This is a genomic window from Mycolicibacter sinensis, from assembly GCF_001673565.1.
Classification (GTDB): domain Bacteria; phylum Actinomycetota; class Actinomycetes; order Mycobacteriales; family Mycobacteriaceae; genus Mycobacterium; species Mycobacterium sinense_C.
This window is the reverse complement of sequence record NZ_LZMF01000057.1, coordinates 1-18,347: the sequence shown is the minus strand read 5'-3', so window position 1 is coordinate 18,347 and position 18,347 is coordinate 1. Positions and strand designations below refer to the sequence as shown.

Below are 18,347 nucleotides of genomic sequence, written 5' to 3'. Positions count from 1 at the left end.
CCGTGCCACAGCGGCTACGCAACAGGGTCTTGCGGACCGAGCCGACTGTGCCCTCCCCGATGGTTATCGCCAGAATGAAACGAAACCTGTTGCAGTACAATGACCTAGCAAAGTACTTCAAGGGTTCTGAGTCGTTGGTTCGCAGCTCTCATTAGGTTTGGCTACGCCATCTCCACCTGCTGCTGATCGCCTGGAGATCAAGCGGAGCACGTTGCGCAAGGGGCGCAACCGGAAGAATGTCAGATCACGCAGTCGCCCCCGAGCCGCTTCTCGGCTTCCGGCGTACCGTCACGCCCAGGCATTGTCACACGCCGCGCGAGTCAGCCCGCCTCCATGGCCCAGCGCGGCAATGCGAATCCCCGATCGAACTGCCATAGGTCGGTAACCTGATCGCGTGTCGCCGGGTCGGACAGCGTTCGGGCCAGCACGCCCAAAGTCGGCATCGGGTCGGCCATTGCCGCAGTCCAAGCGCGGATCCTGCGGGAATACAGCTGACAGTCTGCCTCAACAGTGAACCCATAACCGCCCAGCGCCTGGTGTACCGTACCGGCCGCAAATCGCGAGGCCGTCCGCGCCTTGGCCGCTGCCATTGCGGCAGCGAACAGTGGGACCGCGCCATCGCAATCGGCCAAGTAGGCGGCATGCCGGGTCAGCAGATCGGCCGCCTGCAGGGCGGTCGCGGTCTCAGCCAGCGGATGCGCCACACCCTGGAAGCTGCCGACCGGGACACCGAATTGATGCCGCTCGGACACATAGCCGACGCCGTAACGAAGCAGAGCCTTCGCTGCCCCGACCAGTTGCGCCGCTTCTAAAAGAAATCCCCAGGCACGCAACGCGTCGACGTCCGCATCTACCGCTTGACCGGTGAGATCCCCTATCACAACCAACCGTTCGCCACTGGCACTGCGCCGTATCTCGCCCGCGACGTCGGCGATGGCGACTCTCCCCCCCGAGGCAACCACAGCCCTCGGCAGCCCGGACGGAATCGTGGCGCGGTCAACGCCATTGGCCACATCGGACTCGTCCAAAATCACCCGTGCCGGCGTCGCTGAGACGAATGGCACCGGCGCCAAACGCGCACCCAGGCTTACCGCCGCCCGAGTCAACAGGCAGGGCTCGGCAGGCAAGTCACCCAACCCGAACTTCTGCAATGCCTGATCAAGATCTTCACGACGGTCGGTCGACTCGGACCCGTCGGCCTCCATCACCCGAAGCGCTGCCGGCGAGCAGTACTTGACCAGGATGCCGTCCAGTGCATCCGCGAGTTCCTCAGCCTCTTCCGGCCAACGTTCATCGAACAACGCGCACTCCGAACCACTAGACGACCAATTGAACAACCAGGTTATAGTATTTAGGTGCAGGATGACACCAGGGCACCCGCCCCGGCCGGACTCGACGAACTGAACATCGACCTGTCTGAGGCCGATGCCGCCTTCGGCGCTGAATGGTCGAGCTGGCTGGACGCCAATCTCCCAGCGGTACATGCTGATTACGCAATGGCGACGTCCGCCATGGACAAGCACTCCCTGGCCCGCAAGTGGCAGGCGCGGATGTCTGAGGGGGGCTGGGCGGCCATCCATTGGCCACCGGAGTTCGGCGGTCGGTCGGCTACTTCGCGCCAACAACTGCTCTTCTACCTGATCTCCGCCGAACGGCGGGTGCCACCGTTGGCCGGCCGCATCGGCCTCAACCTCTGCGGCCCTACCCTGATAGCTCACGGCACTCCCACGCAGCAGCAACGCTTCCTGCCCCCGATGCTCGATGGCAGCGAGGTGTGGTGTCAAGGCTTCTCCGAGCCCGGCGCGGGTTCGGACCTGGCCGCACTGCGCACACGGGGTGAAATCGACGGCGATGAACTGGTGATTTCTGGCCAGAAGATCTGGACCTCGGGCGCCCAGGTCGCTGACTGGATGTTCGCCCTGGTGCGCACCGATCCTGACGCGCCCAAACGCCAGGGCATCAGCTTCGTCCTGGTCCCGACGCGCGCCCCCGGCGTCGATGTGCGTCCGATCCGCCAGATCTCAGGCGATGCCGAGTTCAACGAGGTCTTCCTCGACGAGGTCCGGGTGCCGATGACCAATGTGGTCGGCCGACTGAATGATGGCTGGAACGTCACCCGCACGACACTGGCCAACGAGCGCGCGATCCTGTTCATGGGCCAGCAGATGGCGCTGACTGCCACGCTACGCAAGTCGATCGCGATGGCCAAGACACCCGACGCATTCGGTGTGCGTGCCGCGGACGATCCCTATCTGCGCGACCGTATCGCCCAGGGCTGGATCGACGTCGAACTGGTGCGGCTCAACGGTATGCGCAACCTCGCCAAGGTGCTATCAGGCCGCCAACCCGGGCCTGAGGGAGCGATGTCGAAACTGTTCGGCCAGCACGTCGAGCAGCACCTGCACGAACTGGCACTTGACCTGGGCGGCGAGTTCGCCATCCTCGATCGTGGCGCAGAAAACGCGCCCAATAAGGGCAAGTGGGCGCTGGGTTGGCTGCGAACCCGCGCATCCACCATTGGCGGCGGCACTTCCGAAATCCAACGCAACGTGCTGGCCGAGCGCATCCTCGGTCAGCCCCGAGACCCATGGGCCGATGCATAGATGAAATTCGAGTTCACCGACGAGCACGAGGCCCTACGCAGTCTGCTGCGCGAAGTCTGCGCCGAGGTAGGTAACGCCCGAGCCGTCTACAACTCCGACGCCACCCTCGACGCCCGACTGTGGTCAGCGCTGGGTACCTCCGGGCTCCTAGGAGTCGGTGGGCCGGAGGCCTACGACGGAGGCGGGGCCGGCCCGGTCGAACAGGTGCTGATCGCCGAAGGGCTAGGCCGCGTTGCCGGCGCAGTGCCCTTCAGCGAGCACGCCGCGGCTGGCGACACCATCGCGCGGCTGGGCTCCGAGGGTCAATGCAAGCGACTGTTGATCCCGCTGAACCGCGCCGAGCAGGTCGCCGGCATCGTGTCACCCACCAAGTCCAACTTGGCCGCAATCAGCGTCCGGTCGGATCGCGACGGTTGGCGACTCGATGGCCGTCTGCCGCTGATCCCGAATGCCGCCGCGGCGACCATCCTGCTGGTACCCGCAGTCATCGACGACCGGTTGCGCTGGTTGGTAACCGGCAACGCACAGATCACAGCATTGGCCACCGTCGACCGCACCCGGCCCGCAGCCGCTGCCGAGTTCTCCGGCACCGCGGCCGAAATACTCGCCGTCGACGAGACACCCGACCGCCCCACCGAGCTACTCTGGACTCTTGCGGCAGCTGAAGCCGTCGGCGCGGCGTCGACCGCACTGGACAGCACCGCGCGGTACACCACAGAGCGCCACCAATTCGGCCTGCCGATCGGCACCTTCCAGGCGGTCAAACACCGGCTGGCGGACATGCTGGTGGCGGTGGAGAATTCCCGTTCGGTGGTCTACGCAGCCGCCTGGGCACTGGCCGAGGACGGCCGCGCCGGCCGGGCGGCCCCGTTGGCACAGGCGGTTGCGACCGGATATGCCATCGAGGTGGTCAGCACAGCCGTTCAGCTACACGGAGGCATCGGTGTGACCTGGGAGTGCGATCTGCATCTGTACCTGCGCCGGGCAAAGGCCCTGGAGCTCACATACGGTTCACCCGCCGAGCACCGGGCGCGTATCGCCGCGAGCCTGCTCGACGCTTGATCAGCCTCTAACGCAATACCGTTGCACCAAAATTTATTCGACGCGTCGCCGTCAGCCGAAGATAGCGTTGAGTTGGGCGATCGTCGTCGCCGGACCTTGATGGTGAATGCTACGGATGCCGAGTGCACGGGCAGGACCGAGGTTCGCCTCGGAGTCGTCGATGAACACGCACTCTTGCGCCGGCCTGCCACACCGCTCTAGTACGAGTCCATAGATACGTGGACCGCTTGCGCATACCGACCACTGAGGAGATGACCGCATCGGTGAAGTGGGGCAATGACGCCCACGGGTAACGCTCCAGTGATCCGAAGGAATCGCTGCAGTTCGCGCACCCATACCAGGCCGTCGACGGGTGCGTGCGCGTGCTCGGTGAGAATGGGCGTGACCACGCGGGCGAACCCGACATCGTCGAGCACCCACTCCAGTCCTGCGAAGCGCCTGGCCGGATCACCCATTCGGCAGCCTGCCACGAACCCGTTGAGGTCAATGCCGAACAACGCGCAAACATTGGCAAACGCCGCAGGGACCGGCGAGGTCAGCACCCCGCCATATCACTCAACAGCGTGGGCACACCCGTATCCGAACTCGACACATCGGCCTCCAGACTAGGGGGCGGTAGACCCCTCATTGAGCTCCCGGACCAAATCTCGGCGCAGGATCTTGCCGGTCGGCGACACCGGAAGTTCGGCACGGAACACCACGCGGTCGGGCGTGCGCGATCCGCGCAGCCGCGCACGCACCCAGTTACGAAGTTCCTCGACGGCCGGGGCAGTGTCCGGTTCGGCCACCACCACGGCCACGATGATCTGGCCCCATTCGGGATCGTCGGCACCGACCACCGCGACTTGGTGGACCGATGGATGTTCGACCAGTACGTCCTCCAATTCGGCGGGCGCGATGTTCTCCCCGCCACGAATGATGGTGTCGTCGCTACGGCCGTGCACGAATAGGTAGCCGTCCTGATCCATGGTCGCCAGATCCTTGGTGGGGAACCACCCTTCAGAGTCCAGTACCGATCCGATCTCGGCATAGCTGCCCGAGACCTGCGGCCCGCGCAGGTACAGCTCGCCGGTGCCACCGGCCGCCAGTACCTGACCCTGTCCGTCGCGGATCTGCACCTCGATGCCCGGTACCGGGCGTCCCACCGAACCGAGTCGGTTCACTGCGACCGTGTCGACGGGGTCGAGCGCGGCCCAATGGTCCTCGGGTGTCAGGACCGCGACCGTCGAACTGGTCTCGGTCAGTCCGTAGGCGTTGACGAAGCCGACATGGGGCAACAGCGCCAAGGCCTTTCGCACCAGGGGAAGCGGAACCCGCGAGCCGCCGTAGGCAAGGGTGCGCAGCGAGCTCAGCTGCGCCGGCTGCTGTTCCAGCACCGACACGATCCGGTCCAACATGGTTGGCACCACCGTCGCTGAGGTGACCTGCTCGGTGTCGATCAGCGCGATCCACGCGGCCGGATCGAAGGTCGGCAGGTAGACCAGGCGGCGTCCGGCGTACATGTTCGACAACACCGCTCCGACACCAGCGATGTGATAGGGCGGCACGCATACCAGCGCGGCGTCTTGTAGTGCGGCCGAACCGAAGTCGACGGTGCCAGTGACATAACTGAACAGGTTCTCGTGGGAGAGTTCAACCGCCTTTGGCCGTGCGGTAGTCCCCGAAGTGAAGAGGATGACCGCAACCTCATGGCCGTCAACAAGCACGTCTGCCTGCTCAGCCTCGGCAGCACGGCGCAGGAATTGAGCGCTGTCGAGGACTTCGAACGCGGATGCGACTTCGACTGCATCACGATACTGAGGATCGGCTACGACTAGCGGTTCGGGCAGTCGTGCCAGCAGAGCAGTAAGACCGTCAGCACCCAGTCGATAGTTCAAGGGACAGAACGGAACCCCCGCGCGTCCGGCCGAGAACAAGAGCGCCGGCAGCAAGGCCCCCCCGAGCCCTACGTAGACCAACGTGCGTGCACCACTTGCAGTGATCAAACCGGCTCCCCCACCGGTCACTTCACTGAGATCGCCGACCGACCACCGATGCTGTCCATCAACGACGGCAACTCGGTCGGCATCACCCGAGGCCATCTCCAGCAGAAGCGAAAGAGTCAACCGTCCTACCTTTCACACACGCGGACACCGGCGCGTCAACGCCTTGCCCTGCCCTGGCCTCCGCAGCGTCAGTCGCTGGCAGGCAACGGCGCCGCCGCCTTCAGTGTCATGGCGGTCAAGCCGACGGTTAGCGTTCCGACACCGGCGCGAGTGACCAGCACTTCAGCACCCGACGAATCGACGTAACGTTTCCCCATCAATGCACCCGAAGTCCAGTCAGAATGGGGCGTCAGCCCATCGGCGTGAGCCGTTCCGATGGGCACCATGGGATGACCGCCGGCGCGCAGATCGTCGAGACTGTCGGCAGATTTCACCACGATAACCTGCGTGTCGCAGACTTGGCTTTCAAGTCGTGCACCGCTTTTGATCACGTGCGCACCCTCCTCATACAGTCCACCGTCCTCGACGGGCTCGAGCTCCGCCTAATAATACAACCTGGTTACATGAATCGGTATCGGGGCCTCCGAGCTCTTACGCTCCGGACGCGCGCGGTTCGCGCTTCCACCGTCACCCCCGGCGGCCGCGCGATCACGCATCTCACGGTCGAAGAGCAGCGACCAGGCGGCTCTGGAAATGAAATCCAGCCGGGCAGACGACCATTGATAGGAATCCCGGTGGTCCGCGGTCCGTCCACCAGTAATACCATCAGGAAAACGCCAGGAGAAGCGTCTGACGCCCCACTCCTGCTGACCACCGGGGCAAAGATTGAGCCAGACAACCAACGGGGTCGCGGGCCGGCCGCGAGATCCGATGCTCGAGCAGCGGGTGCGCGACGCCGCGGTGCAACTCTACGGTCGGGTCGGCTGGGCCGGCTTCACCATCGATGCGGTCGCCCGAGAAGCTCGTGTCGGCAAGTCATCGATCTATTTGCGCTGGTCCGACAATACCGCTCTGCTCCTGGACACACTTGAGGCCCGCATCGATGTCCCCTACGACGTCGACACCGGTTCCGTGCGCGGCGATCTCTTGGCCATAGCCCGCAGCATCTTCGCGTTGTTGACCGGGGACGCGGGTGACGCGCTGCTGCGACTGTCCGCAGAGGGACGGCTGATCCCCGAACTCGCCCCTCGCTGGGAAGACTTCATGTACGGCAACGTGACCGCCATGCGCAATATCGCCCACCGGGCGATCGCCCGCAATGATCTACCGGCCAACACCCCAATGACACTGCTCCTCGACGCGCTGTTCGGCGGCCTGCTTATGCACTGCCTGGCCACACCTCCGTCGCAGATAACCAAACTGGCCCGCGAGTCCGACAGCTACACGGAAGGCCTGGTCGATCTCGTGTTGGCGGCCTTCATTCGGCCGCACTGAGCGTCGCGTACTTCTCGACGAGTTCGCGCTTGTAGAGCTTGCCCGTATCACTGCGTGGCAACTGTCTCTCGAATCCCACCGAACGTGGGCATTTGTAGTGCGCTAATCGATCGCGAAGCCAGGCAATCAGCTCGGCGGCGAAGTCTGCCGTGGCGTCGGCAGGGTCCGCAGTCTGGACCGCGGCCTGCACCTGCTGTCCCATCTCAGTATCGGGAATACCGAATACCGCAGCGTCCAATACTTTTGGGTGGGTGATCAACATGTTTTCCGCCTCTTGCGGATAGATATTGACTCCTCCCGAGATGATCATGTGGTGACGACGGTCGGTGAGAAACAGATAGCCATCCTCGTCTAAATAGCCCATGTCCCCGACAGTCACCCAGCCTTGCGCGTTGCGTGAATCGGCAGTCGTTCCGTCGTAGTTGAGATAGCTGAACTCCATGCCGTCACCGAAGTAGATCTCCCCCGCTTCTCGGGGTGGCAGTTCGCAACCGAAGTCATCGACGATGTGTGGAACTCCTACCAGTGGCTTTCCCACCGAACCCGGCCGAGTCAGCCACTCTTCAGCAGTAATGTACGTGCTTCCCGCGCCCTCCGATGACGCGTAGAACTCGTCGAGAATCGGACCCCACCAGTCGATCATCTGTTGTTTGATACCCACCGGGCAGGGGGCGGCCGCATGCACCACTCGATGCAGACTGGACAGATCGTACGAACTTCGGACGTCCTCCGGAAGTTTCAGCATGCGTACGAACATGGCGGGCACGAACTGACCGTGCGTGACGCGGAATTGCTCAATCGCAGCAAGTGCAACTTCGGCAGCGAACCTCTCCAACACCACGGTGGTGGCACCCACCGCCTGAGCCGACATGGACCAGTAAGCGGGCGCTGTATGACACAACGGCGCAGGGTTCAAATACACTGAGTCCCGGTTGATCCCGAGCCTGTCGAACATCGGTGTCAGCAGCATCGGCGCGTCGGCCGGGGTGAGGCCGCTGAGCTCCCGGACAATCCCCTTGGGTTTCCCGGTTGTGCCCGACGAGTACTGCAACAGATCACCTTCTCGCTCATCGGGCACCGGCGTCTCGGGATAATCAGCCACACATGCCGGATAGCGCTGCCAACCTCGGATTTCAGCGTCGGCAATCATGCGCAACGCCGGCATTCGAGAACCTAACTCCATCTCGATCCCACGGCAGAGGTCGGCAGTAGCCCGCGCTCCCACCACTGCGGCCGCTCCGCTGTTCGACACGATGTAGGCTGACTCAGCGGCAGTGAGATGCGTGTTGATGACGACGTAATACAGGCCGGTTCGGCGGGCAGCCCACATCACCGCATGTAGGTGTTCGTTGTTGTTCATCACGACAGCAATCACGTCGCCCTCACGTAGACCTGCCCGCCGAAAATGGTGGGCCAAACGGTTCGCACGGGCCTCCAACTCGGCAAAACTCACGGTTGTCCCGGACGGATGCAGGACGAGTGCCGGCTTTTGCGAATCTATGTGCTGACGAATCTGCACTGTTCTGGTCCTACGGAACTCACCGCTAAATCTCCAGTGGCGGGATACTATTGCGCGGAATCTCGATCTGGATGTCCCCTGCCTCGTCCGGCACCAGGCGGCCCTGATCGGTGAAGAAGATCAAGGCATCGTCCGTGATGGCAAAATTCTGGTAAAGAGCTGGGTCCAGGCCGTCTTTTGGCGACAGCTTATATTGCCGGGCAATCTGTTTGCGCTCCAAATCGGCTGCAACATATGGATAGATGGCCTCGAGGGGTTTTGAGTCGGCCGGAAACAGATCACCGAAGCTCAACGCCCGGTTCCTGTTGTGGTCATAGGTGAATGTCTTGTACCGCGATCGTGGCGTGACCGAATCGACATCCAAGCGCTGAAAGTTCTTCAGCACCATGGTCTCAGAGCCCTGCCAGGGCTGTCCGTATGCCTGCGCGCCGGGAAATCGTTGGCCCAGACTCGGCACCACGCGCAGCGGCTGCCCGGACCTGAAGGTCTGTAGTCCGACGAACATCTGATAGGGCAGGTTCTTGGCTCCGGGCGCTTGTGCGGTGTTGACGAAATCGTCGCGTAACCGGCGTACGTAATCAGCGACCGCGCGGCCGTCGGGGTAGTCCACGCCGAACCGCATATCGATCGAGTACGCATCGGTTTTCTCGGTGACGTGACATATCGTGCCGGCCTGGATACTCCCGCCCAGGTCACGGCACGCGTCTACGGCTGGACCGCCTAGTGCCGGCGCGTCGGCGGAACCGATGGCGCTCACACCACAAAGCACTAGAGCAGCAACGACGCCGGCCAAGCCGACGGCACGCAACAACGCGACCTTTCGCATGTCCTAATAGCTCCTTATCCGGCCGGTGCCGTTAGTCGCTCGCAAGCACCACGCTGGTGACGGCAAAACTTTTCGGTGGAGTCGAGGGCCATCCTTGGCTGCCGTCATCACTCAGGGCACTCATTCCGAATTTCGTATACGAGCAATCGCCCAGCACGTCAAATGACCGTCCCTGCAGGATCGTGGCCTTGACGGCCTTGTCCTGGTAGGTTCCAGCCCCCCCGGTCAAGTCGTCCGCGTAGCCGGACAGCATCCTCGCCTTCATCGTGCGGTAATTGACTCGGCGCAGCTCCGACATCAACGTGGTGTCCTCGACGGGCAGGAAGGTTGCGGTGTGAGTGACCCATCCTTGGACCTCATGCACGGTCCGTTCGGTCACTTCGGCCAGTCGGGGCTCCCATTGCAGTGGCACACACCCACCCTCACGATGCACGGCATCAATCGCCGATTTCAACACATCGACCGCATCCGCATGGGCTGGCGCCACGCCACTGACCGCGACGAGCAGGACCGCGCCGATGAGGCCAGCGGGTACACGGCCTCCAGTTCCAGAGGCCCTGTACGACCAAGGAAACGCGCCCTGCCGCCCCCTGCTCAGTGATGACATCGCGGTCATGTTCGCGTCCTACTTCGGGCCGACAACTGAGCCGATACCACCGACTTCACTGATCTGCCAATCGTGATTGCTATCCACGGTCACGCTGTATGTCGCAGTTGATTGCAACCCCTCCGGCGCCTGCATGGTCTTGGTGTTCACACCCACGAACGTATCTACCACGTAGATGCCATTGTCATCGGACCGCACCTTGGCAACGAGGGGTGTGGCTGTCGAATTCCACTGCAAGGGCACCAGTAGTTGTTCCATCGATGTACCGGCTTCCGCTAGCTTGTCCCCTAATTCCGGTGTCGTATTGTCGACGAGGTTCTTCTTCCACCCGTCAAGATCCCGGTAATCGATCCTCGCCGCCTTGGCCGCGTAGTCCAGGGCTATCTGCTCGGCGTGGTGGTAGTTCGCAACCTGGCGCTCATGGGCATCGACCTTGGCCCGCTCCCCGAAGTACAGCCAAGTAGGGATACCCGCCGCGGCCACGGCTACCGCAGCAAGCGCAGCGAACCCCAGGGTTCGCACAGAGATGGATATCTGACGGCTGTCCCCCTTGGTGGATGCCGTCTTCGGCGCTCCCGCCACCGACTCAGCAACAACCGATTCGGTTTCCCCTGACTTCGCGTCGTCCCCTGTCGCATCAGGGCGTTCATTGTCGACGTCGTCCTTCTGGTCGGCGGCCCCGTTCTGCTCAGAGATGGCGCCCACCTCCTCTTCTGTTCCCGTGCAAACGTTGGCTTCCATAGTCAATACTCTGTCTATCCTGCTGGAACCGCTACATGGATATCGATCGGGCCGTCCGCGGGAACCGTCGCCTGTAGGTTCTTCATGACCTGGGTGCTGTCGAAGTTCCTCAACGCGTTGGCGATTAGCTTCATGTTCCCGGAGGTTGCCACGCCCAGAATCTTGAGATCGCCTCCCCTGTCATCGAGGAACCTCTGCAGACGCGTCAGCAAGGCGCTGAAAGTCAAGGTGTCAGTCGGCAGTAAGAACAAACCCGCCGTCCATACGTCGTTCCACGTGATAGATATAGCCGGTCCGATATCTTTGAGCGGTGGCGCGGTAGCAGCCAACGCGGGACCGACGAATCCCGCATTTCGCAACAATGTCTGCATATTCCCGAGAAGTCGTTGTCCGGTCCCGTGAAAATCCGCGGTGGTGTTGCGCAGCACCAGGCTCGCGTGGGACAGATTAGGCAGGACCACATGCGGATCCGGAAGCCCGGCATCTGCCTCGTCGATCACACGACTCAGCTGATCCGGGTCTAGTTCGTTGAGTACCCGTACAACGCTGGTACCCAATTCAGATATCGATGGAGGCTGCTTCACATCGTGTGGCGCGATTCGCTGGCCATCGCGCATGACCGGGCCGCCGGTACTGCGCGGTTCTAATTCGATATACGACTCACCGAGTGCGGAGAGATTATCTAACCGCACGGTGCTGTCTATCGGAATCCTATGTGCGTCATCTACGTAGAAATGAACTATTGCGTTCGCTGTCGTGGTGTCAACGCCCGTCACCTTTCCCACGGGCACCCCGCGGAGCAGCACGTTGGCATCTACCACGATATTATTGATATCGGACACTTCCATCGAGAGGTTCGTGCGGTGTTCGGGCGGCCGCACGGTGATCCCCAACGACCTGACATACTGTACGAATCCCAGTATCATCACCATGAATAGGACGAACGAGCCTATGGCCAAGCCTGTTTTTAATCTCATTGCGTGGCTCCAATCATGCGCAATACTTCTTGCACATTGTTGGTCAGATCCCGCCCATCCGAGTCAACGATCGAGGTGATGTTGATAGCAGGGTGTTTTTCCTGGGGCAGAATCTGATCGTTGACCAACCTCTCCCATTTGTGCACCTCGTCCTCGAATACCCACTTGCCCTTCTGAATAGCCGCGATCGCCGCGGCCGCCGAAGAAAGGACAGGCACCAGCCAATATCCGTTGTAGTAGATACTACCAATGGTCGGCATGATCGGCGCCATAAAATGCACCAGCACAAAGACATGGGCGAAGCTTCGAACTCCCAATGGCGTGAACCAGGTATCGAATTTCGGGGTATTTGCCGCCATCACAGCCGCCGACTGAGCAAAACCATCGAGCCAGAGGTCCACGTTGTCGATGTTGTTGGACAGGTCATCTAGATCGGTAGCAACTTGAGCAGCCATTGCCCGAATCTCGGGCCGGGACGGCGTGATGCGATTAATCTTGATTACCGAATTCTGGGCCCGCTGAATCGACCCGCTGCCGACGAAGTTCGCTAGATTCGCAAGAGTATCTTCTAGTTGAGGCGGCGACGTCGTTTGCGACAACGCAATCCGACCGCCCGGTTGCAGTGGGGGGGACTTCGGCGCGTCCGCATCGGTGTTGCGTTCCAATGCCATGTAAGTGTCGCCCAGCACCGTGGCCTGCTGCAAAACTGAGTGGATGTCCGACGGTACAAGGATGCCGTCGTCGATGCGTGCGGTCACTTCGACACCGCTGGCCTTCAACGAAATATCTTTGACAAAGCCTACTTTCGTTCCGTCCATCACAACCTTGGCCCGGTCCGGAAGGTTCAGAACGTTCGCAAACTCAAGAATGATGTCGTACCCGCCGGAGGCGTTGCTGCCGGGCACCGGGATCACGTCGACGCTGAGCGCGTTGGTTCCCGCGCACGATGTCAGTGGCAATGCTATCCCGCTGATCACCGCGGCGACGGCGAGCCGTATACGATGTGTCATCGGCGCGCCGCCTCCAGCAATACATATTGCAGCAGTGCGATGTCCACCGCGTATGGTTGACCGTTGACGTCGGCACAGCTGCCCGGCATCGACTGATTCATCATGCCGCATACCACCAGCCCATTGGGAGTGTGAACGCGATAAATTGGCGGTCGCCACCGGAGTACATTGAACTGTTTATTATTCAACTCGTACGAGATGGTGTTGATGAAGCGTGGCACCGGGTTCAACAAGTTCGCAATACCTTTGTAGTGCGGACTTAGGTGACGGATCGCATCGGCGACGAAGTCCAAGGTCAGCTGGATATCATCACCCAGTTCGGTCTCGAAATCCCCCACAATCGCGACCATCGGGTGGATGACGGCGGCAAGGCCATCGACACCGCCTACGGCCTTCACCAATTCAGGAGCAACCACCGGTGTGTCCTCCAGGATCTCCCGGAGTGGCGCCCGGTTCCTCTCCAACATCGATGTCAGATCGGCGGTATTGCGAACGATCTTTCCGATGTCGGCAATGTTTTGGTCCGGGTTGTCGAGTAATTCCGACGACACGGATAACAGTCGATTCAACCCTGCACCATTGCCCTTGGCAGACTCCCCGACACCACGCAAGGCATCCCTGATATTGTCTGAACCGGCGGGGCTGATGCCATTGACAAAGTTGGTCGCCGAACCGATCACCTGGGAGATACTCAACGGGGTGAGCGTGCGCTCGCGCGGAATACACTCACCCGCCGGCAACCGGGGACCCGAACGATAGTTTCCCACCAGCTCCAGGGACCGGTCGGCCAACACCGACGTCGAACGGGTGATCGCCTTGACATCAACCGGCAGCGGACGACTCTCGGTCAGCGTGAATCGGACCTCCACCTCGGTGTCGGTGGGTGTGATGCTGTCGACAGTCCCGATCTTGTAACCCATCTGAGTCACTGAGTTACCCGCGTAGAGGCCCACACTGTCCGACATGTGTGCACAGAACTGTTCCGTGGACATCCGCTCTTCGTGTTCACGCCCGCAGGAGACAGCGCTCAAGGCCACAGCCGCGGCGACTAGGGCGCGAGAAATCCGTGCCAGCGCCGGACGTCTGTCACACCCAAACGGAGCGTTCATCAGCATGGGCTCCCATGTATCGGAATACAGATATCGGTAGCCAGGAGTTCGGGCCGCGTGAAGTTGTTCTGCTTGTCCAACGCCACTTCCATTCGATCGTGGATACGCTGCAGCATTCTGACCGTCGCACCGTGACGGGTTTCGATGGTTCGCAAATCGCCCAGGATGTTGCGGATCCGGGCAAGAAAGTCATCTCGGTGCGCGAAGTAGTCATCGATTGCCGGCCCCAGCGTCCAGCCAACACCGCCGAGCCTTGTAAGACCGTCACCAAAAGCCTTGCCGTACAAGATCAGTGTCTGCTCAAGTATCGATATCCGGCGTAGGTACTGTTCTAGTTGCGGACTGTAGCTGGTCAACCTCTCGATGTACTCATCGGAGAGGTCGAGGATGCTACCGACCTGCCCTCGCTGCCTGCTCAGCATATCTGTCACGCTGTTACCGGCATCCAAGATGGCCGAAACGGTTTCGGTATTGGTCCCAGTCAAGGCATTCTGAAACTGGTCAATGGATTCTTTAATGGGTTTCGTCGCCACGCCTTCGGTGATCTTGGTCGAATCGGTCAGGACCTGCATCAAGTTGTAGGGCATCGTCACGCGTTCCTTTGGTATCGCGAGATTCCCCAGAGGCCGTTTTCCCAACGGAACAATGGTGACATAATAGCCCCCGACAACGGTCAACATTCGCACCTGAATCTGCGATTGATCGCCGACGAAGGCCTTCTTGTTAACGCTGGCCCGCACTCTGACCTGATCCGGCTCAATCGCAAGGTCTTTGACCTTACCGACGACGACGCCAGCCACGCGGACGGTGTCGCCGGGCCGCAGTGCGGCCGCATCGTCCGTGTAGAACGTTATGGCGCTTTCACCCGGCGGTTTGATGTACAGAGTTGCCGCTGTCACACCGATAGCGGTAATCAATGCCATCGCGGCCACACCCCAGAAGCGCTGGGAACGACCGGAACTCATTTCTTGCATAGCACTATCCGTTGTCCGTTCAGCAACACATCCACCGCTTCGGGAAGCTGAGCGCGACCCTTGGAGCACGGCACCGGGCCACCCGCTTCCGGTGGTGGCGGAATGTTCTCCCAAATCACCGGCGTCCGCTTGAATGCCTCTATGGCGTCGTAAGTATTGGTCAGCGCCTGGTCCAATGCCCTGCTTGGTTCGATTCCGGGCCGTAGACCGGCAGCGGCCAGCAATTGGATCACCGTACCGGTGAAATCTGCACCTGCGATCTGCGACTTGCGGAACTCGTCGGCCATCGACACAGCTTGGTTGATTGGCAGTTCGATCTCATCGAGCATCTGCGTCAGATACTCTGACCGCCCTTTAACTCCATCCGCAAGCGTATTGAGATTGCGTACCAACGTTGCGATCACGTCTTGGCGGTCGGCGACGAATCTGGTCAGCCTGTGAATACTGTCGAGCATGGGTCCGAGTCCGCCATCGTCACCCTGCAGGAAGGCTACGGCGTTGTCGGTGAAGGTGTTGATCTCCTCTGGGCTGAGAGTCGCGAGTACCGGCTGAAGGCCGTTGAACAAGATGGTGATATCGAACGACGGTTGGGTCATCGCTGTCGGCACCTCAGTTATCCGTTGGACGCCGGCATCATCCCCCGCTATGGGATTCTGCAGATCGACATATCGCAGTCCCGTCAATGCCTGGTACTTCACCGCCAGTCGGGTATCAGGCCCGATCGTGAACCGATCCTCCAGGGTGAGAGCTACGGCAGCGATGTTGGTGCCGTCACCGCGGTGGTTTAGCTCGATGCCCTTCACCTTGCCGACACGTACTCCGCGTACCCGCACATCAGCGCCCTCGGCCAGACCGGATACGTCGGTGAACTCTGCGCGGTAGGTCGAGGTAGATGCCCGGACGGGTTGGCGGATCGCGTTCGAGACGATGATCAGCAGCACCACGCTGAGAGCACTCACCAGGACGAATCGCCATAGCGCCGATTTGGGCTTCATGATGGTTCCCCCGGGGCGTAGGCCAGCGGCGCCGCAACTCCGGGGAGTCGATCCAGCACAATCTGCACCTGCAGCGAGTGCTGGTCCGGGGAGCTTCCATAGATGCGCTCGAATCGCCCGCGCAGATCCATGACCGTTTCGGCGAAATCCTCGGGGCTGAAGATCTCAGGTACCGCGTCGACTATGCCCCGGATGCTGTCCACCAGCGGAAACAGGTCATCGGAGTGCGACGATTCGAGCTTGCCGATCTGACCGAACAGGTCGGACCGGGCTTTGTCCATCAGCGCCACGACCTGCCGATCGAAGAACACATCGTTGTCTCGGTTGGCCAGCCATAGCCGCTCGTTGTTCTCGTAACGCTGTTTACCTTCGGCGTCGACGATCTTGTAGTACTTCGCTTTATCCTTGATGCTCTGAGCGGTGTCCGGGTTATGCCCCAAGCCGTAGTAGCTGTTCAAAAAGATATCCGCCGTCGTCGTCGCGGCGTCGATGACCGCGGGAAAAGCGATGCTGATCCCAGTGGTGTTCCTCAACAGCTGCGCAGTGCTTACTGTTTGGACATGGGCCACCGCGCTGCCCACCATTAAGGCAGTCTCCAACAGGGGGTTTAATCCGTCGACGTATTGTGTGGCACGCTCAAAGACACGGATGAGTCGTTGATCGAACACGCCATGCGTCAACGCGCCCAAGCGGTATAGCAGGGCTTGGAGGCTGAAATTTCCTTCCGGGGTGATCGCCAGCTGCATACCGTTGCGCAACGGCCGACCACCCTCACCGGGCGTAATGTTGATGCCGGTGATCCCGAAGTAATTGGCCGGGCGATAGTCAAGCTGCAAGCTATCCGTCAGTCCTTGCGCGGGGCCGGGCTGCAGGACAGCTCCCATCCGGACCCCGCCGCCGGGGATACTTGCGATCGACGTCACCTCGCCGACCTTGACTCCGTGCATGATGACTGGGGTTTCCGACTGCACCCCCTGTCCGACATAGGGCGCTTCGATGATCACGGCAAGTGTTTCAGCGGACTTCGTTGCCGACGGCTTGAATGTCGCGTAGACGGTGGAGACGAGGACTACGCAGGTGATGGCGAGCAGACCGATCCGCTCGAGAATGCGTGTTTCCTGTTGCGCTGAAGCGTGAAGAATCGTCATCGCCGGCTATCCCTTGAATAGGAAGGTCGGCTTGAATCCCCACATCATGATGGTCATGATCAAGTCGAGGGTCATCACACTCACCAAGCTGGCTCGGACCGCGCGACCCGAGGCCTCACCTACCCCCACAGGGCCTCCAGACGCGAAATATCCGTAGTAGCAGTGGATCATGATCACAGCAAACGCGAAGACTGCGGCTTTGATCGTCGAATATGCGAGGTCCGTCGGGGACAGAAACTGAACGAAGTAGTGGTTATACGTCCCGCCCGGCGCGTGGTACAGACCTTGGATCATGAAATTGGAGATGAAGAAGCTCGTCAGCATCGTCAGGGCGTAGCCGGGAACCACAATCAGCATGCCGCCGATGAGCCGGGTGCCGACGACGTACGGTATCGGGCGCAGACCCATCACCTCGGTGGCATCGATTTCCTCGGCGATGCGCATCGACCCGATCTCGGCAGTCATCCGGGTGCCGCACTGCGCAGCGAATGCGATTCCGGCTACCAACGGGCCCATCTCGCGAACGTTTGCCAGGCCACCGACAATTCCTGACAGCGCACCGAACCCGATCATATTGAGCGTGGACCATGCCTCGATGGCCACCATACTGCCGATGGCCAGGCCCAGAACCACCAGCACGCTGATGACGCCGCCGTCCACCAGCAGCGAGCCACGCCCCCAGGCCAGATTCACCATCCGGTCCAATGACTCTCTGCGATATTTACGAAAGGTCAATGGCAGCAGATAAATACACTGCGACACGAACACCACCCACTGGCCGGTGTCCCTAGCCAGCTGTCGGAACGGCGAAAGGAGCCGTCTCCATCCACCAGCGAAACGTGACGGTGCGCCTACCCGATTGCTCATGTCAGGCCACCTGCATGGGGAAGAACATCGTTTGAACCTGGGTGATGGCAAGGTTCGCAATGAAGATCCCGACGACATTGAGCACGACGGCTGCGTTCACCGCGTCCGCCACGCCACGCGGCCCGCCTTTGGCTTCAATGCCCCGAATAGCCGAGACGATCCCGACGATCGCGGCGAACACCACCGCCTTACCAAGGGCGAACCAGACATCGACCATCTTGGCGAACGCACCGAAGGACAGCCAATACGTTCCGGGAGCCACATCACTGACACCCAGAGACAACACGAACGAGGCGATCACCGCCGAGGCGATGATGATGCCGCACAGCACGGGCGCCAGCAGAATCAAGGCCAGAAAACGCGGCACAACAAGGTGCCGGATCGGATTGACGCCGATTACCCGCAGGGCATCCAGTTCTTCGCGAATCGCGCGGGCACCCAGATCGGAGGCGATTGCCGACGCCGCGGCACCGCCCATCAGGAGGCCGGC

19 protein-coding genes are annotated in these 18,347 nt (G+C 61.2%); 3 read left to right on the top strand and 16 right to left on the bottom strand.

Translation table 11 applies throughout. The annotated features are described in order from the left end of the window. Window positions 1-320 precede the first annotated feature (320 nt). Window positions 321-1,301, bottom strand: coding sequence for an acyl-CoA dehydrogenase family protein (locus A5648_RS08760; RefSeq protein ID WP_065024162.1), 981 nt, complete (start codon window positions 1,299-1,301; stop codon window positions 321-323). 54 nt (window positions 1,302-1,355) lie between these two features. Here A5648_RS08760 and A5648_RS08755 point away from each other — a divergent pair, with 54 nt between their 5' ends. Continuing rightward, entirely contained in the window at window positions 1,356-2,603 is a 1,248-nt protein-coding gene (locus A5648_RS08755) for an acyl-CoA dehydrogenase family protein (RefSeq protein WP_082966393.1), read from the top strand. Further along, on the top strand, window positions 2,604-3,665 hold the full coding sequence (locus A5648_RS08750; RefSeq protein WP_065024161.1) for an acyl-CoA dehydrogenase family protein: 1,062 nt from the start codon (window positions 2,604-2,606) through the stop codon (window positions 3,663-3,665). 51 nt (window positions 3,666-3,716) lie between these two features. Here the strand turns inward: A5648_RS08750 and A5648_RS25075 are convergent, their stop codons facing one another. From A5648_RS25075 to A5648_RS08735, 3 genes are all read right to left on the bottom strand, one after another. Further along, entirely contained in the window at window positions 3,717-3,926 is a 210-nt protein-coding gene (locus A5648_RS25075) for an HAD-IA family hydrolase (protein WP_165607321.1), read from the bottom strand. A 344-nt stretch (window positions 3,927-4,270) separates the two neighbouring features. Continuing rightward, a complete protein-coding gene (locus A5648_RS08740) occupies window positions 4,271-5,770 on the bottom strand; it encodes a class I adenylate-forming enzyme family protein (protein ID WP_065024159.1) in 1,500 nt (499 codons plus the stop codon). Window positions 5,771-5,838: 68 nt separating this feature from the next. Then, window positions 5,839-6,141 (bottom strand): hypothetical protein, encoded by a 303-nt coding sequence (locus A5648_RS08735; protein ID WP_065024158.1) that lies wholly within the window; start codon window positions 6,139-6,141, stop codon window positions 5,839-5,841. A 379-nt stretch (window positions 6,142-6,520) separates the two neighbouring features. On the opposite strand from A5648_RS08735, the gene A5648_RS08730 reads away from it, so the two are divergent. Further along, window positions 6,521-7,084 (top strand): TetR/AcrR family transcriptional regulator, encoded by a 564-nt coding sequence (locus tag A5648_RS08730; RefSeq protein WP_065024157.1) that lies wholly within the window; start codon window positions 6,521-6,523, stop codon window positions 7,082-7,084. On the opposite strand, the gene fadD4 is transcribed toward A5648_RS08730, so the two are convergent. The 12 genes from fadD4 to A5648_RS08670 all read right to left on the bottom strand — a co-directional run. Further along, on the bottom strand, window positions 7,068-8,603 hold the full coding sequence (gene fadD4 / locus A5648_RS08725) for a fatty-acid--CoA ligase FadD4 (RefSeq protein WP_065024156.1): 1,536 nt from the start codon (window positions 8,601-8,603) through the stop codon (window positions 7,068-7,070). The genes A5648_RS08730 and fadD4 overlap by 17 nt on opposite strands. 25 nt (window positions 8,604-8,628) lie before the next feature. After that, on the bottom strand, window positions 8,629-9,429 hold the full coding sequence (locus A5648_RS08720) for an RsiV family protein (RefSeq protein WP_065024155.1): 801 nt from the start codon (window positions 9,427-9,429) through the stop codon (window positions 8,629-8,631). A 31-nt stretch (window positions 9,430-9,460) separates the two neighbouring features. Beyond that, window positions 9,461-10,045: a hypothetical protein gene (locus tag A5648_RS08715; protein WP_131810542.1), complete on the bottom strand. Its 585-nt coding sequence runs from the start codon at window positions 10,043-10,045 to the stop codon at window positions 9,461-9,463. Between the two features lie 9 nt (window positions 10,046-10,054). Further along, complete coding sequence (locus A5648_RS08710) at window positions 10,055-10,777, bottom strand: hypothetical protein (RefSeq protein WP_065024153.1); 723 nt, start codon at window positions 10,775-10,777, stop codon at window positions 10,055-10,057. 14 nt (window positions 10,778-10,791) lie between these two features. Next, on the bottom strand, window positions 10,792-11,709 hold the full coding sequence (locus A5648_RS08705; RefSeq protein WP_234787368.1) for an MlaD family protein: 918 nt from the start codon (window positions 11,707-11,709) through the stop codon (window positions 10,792-10,794). Between the two features lie 41 nt (window positions 11,710-11,750). Beyond that, window positions 11,751-12,764, bottom strand: coding sequence for an MlaD family protein (locus tag A5648_RS08700; protein WP_082966391.1), 1,014 nt, complete (start codon window positions 12,762-12,764; stop codon window positions 11,751-11,753). After that, window positions 12,761-13,873 (bottom strand): MlaD family protein, encoded by a 1,113-nt coding sequence (locus A5648_RS08695; RefSeq protein ID WP_165607323.1) that lies wholly within the window; start codon window positions 13,871-13,873, stop codon window positions 12,761-12,763. The genes A5648_RS08700 and A5648_RS08695 overlap by 4 nt, the downstream gene beginning before the upstream one ends. Next, a complete protein-coding gene (locus tag A5648_RS08690) occupies window positions 13,873-14,847 on the bottom strand; it encodes an MlaD family protein (protein ID WP_428844325.1) in 975 nt (324 codons plus the stop codon). Before A5648_RS08690 ends, A5648_RS08695 begins: the two co-directional genes overlap by 1 nt. Then, a complete protein-coding gene (locus tag A5648_RS08685) occupies window positions 14,835-15,845 on the bottom strand; it encodes an MlaD family protein (protein WP_065024149.1) in 1,011 nt (336 codons plus the stop codon). Before A5648_RS08685 ends, A5648_RS08690 begins: the two co-directional genes overlap by 13 nt. Then, window positions 15,839-16,990 carry an MlaD family protein gene (locus tag A5648_RS08680; protein ID WP_065024148.1) on the bottom strand — a complete coding sequence of 384 codons (1,152 nt, stop codon included), beginning with the start codon at window positions 16,988-16,990 and terminating at the stop codon, window positions 15,839-15,841. Before A5648_RS08680 ends, A5648_RS08685 begins: the two co-directional genes overlap by 7 nt. A 6-nt stretch (window positions 16,991-16,996) precedes the next feature. Further along, complete coding sequence (locus tag A5648_RS08675; protein WP_234787366.1) at window positions 16,997-17,857, bottom strand: ABC transporter permease; 861 nt, start codon at window positions 17,855-17,857, stop codon at window positions 16,997-16,999. Window position 17,858: 1 nt separating this feature from the next. Beyond that, window positions 17,859-18,347 (bottom strand): ABC transporter permease (locus A5648_RS08670; RefSeq protein WP_131810541.1); only part of this gene is annotated, 489 nt, incomplete at its 5' end.

Bases quoted from the DNA above. Each gene is read 5' to 3' on its own strand.
- A5648_RS08750 (WP_065024161.1), top strand. From the start codon at position 2,604: ATGAAATTCGAGTTCACCGACGAGCACGAGGCCCTACGCAGTCTGCTG.
- A5648_RS25075 (WP_165607321.1), bottom strand. From the start codon at position 3,926: ATGCGGTCATCTCCTCAGTGGTCGGTATGCGCAAGCGGTCCACGTATC.
- A5648_RS08730 (WP_065024157.1), top strand. From the start codon at position 6,521: ATGCTCGAGCAGCGGGTGCGCGACGCCGCGGTGCAACTCTACGGTCGG.
- A5648_RS08720 (WP_065024155.1), bottom strand. From the start codon at position 9,429: ATGCGAAAGGTCGCGTTGTTGCGTGCCGTCGGCTTGGCCGGCGTCGTT.
- A5648_RS08715 (WP_131810542.1), bottom strand. From the start codon at position 10,045: ATGACCGCGATGTCATCACTGAGCAGGGGGCGGCAGGGCGCGTTTCCT.
- A5648_RS08710 (WP_065024153.1), bottom strand. From the start codon at position 10,777: ATGGAAGCCAACGTTTGCACGGGAACAGAAGAGGAGGTGGGCGCCATC.
- A5648_RS08705 (WP_234787368.1), bottom strand. From the start codon at position 11,709: ATGGTGATGATACTGGGATTCGTACAGTATGTCAGGTCGTTGGGGATC.
- A5648_RS08700 (WP_082966391.1), bottom strand. From the start codon at position 12,764: ATGACACATCGTATACGGCTCGCCGTCGCCGCGGTGATCAGCGGGATA.
- A5648_RS08695 (WP_165607323.1), bottom strand. From the start codon at position 13,873: ATGAACGCTCCGTTTGGGTGTGACAGACGTCCGGCGCTGGCACGGATT.
- A5648_RS08690 (WP_428844325.1), bottom strand. From the start codon at position 14,847: ATGCAAGAAATGAGTTCCGGTCGTTCCCAGCGCTTCTGGGGTGTGGCC.
- A5648_RS08680 (WP_065024148.1), bottom strand. From the start codon at position 16,990: ATGACGATTCTTCACGCTTCAGCGCAACAGGAAACACGCATTCTCGAG.
- A5648_RS08675 (WP_234787366.1), bottom strand. From the start codon at position 17,857: ATGAGCAATCGGGTAGGCGCACCGTCACGTTTCGCTGGTGGATGGAGA.